Source organism: Alkalihalophilus lindianensis (assembly GCF_032843265.1).
GTDB lineage: Bacteria > Bacillota > Bacilli > Bacillales > Bacillaceae_D > Alkalihalophilus > Alkalihalophilus lindianensis.
This window is the reverse complement of sequence record NZ_JAWJBA010001039.1, coordinates 1-235: the sequence shown is the minus strand read 5'-3', so window position 1 is coordinate 235 and position 235 is coordinate 1. Positions and strand designations below refer to the sequence as shown.

Here is a 235-nt window from a genome sequence, read left to right as displayed (position 1 = left end):
TGCCTTCCAATTCTTCGCCCATTACTTCAAAGTAATCAAGTGTATTAAAATACAGGTCTTCATGGAGTGCTTCCAATGCGGAAATACGTTCCTCGTCGACCCCCCATTTCTTTTCCTCTTCACTCATCCATACATCTATTTCAATACGATCAAATAACGGACGGGAGTATCCTTGTCCGGGATGATAGTCCGCGACTTCTTGACGAAGCTTTGACAGAACTTCCTCTATATAAAA

The 235-nt window shown here is 42.1% G+C and carries 1 protein-coding gene; it reads right to left on the bottom strand.

Annotated elements, in window-relative coordinates; genetic code table 11:
• A partial coding sequence (locus RYX56_RS25275; RefSeq protein WP_317124505.1) for a hypothetical protein occupies positions 1-235 on the bottom strand: 235 nt, incomplete at both ends.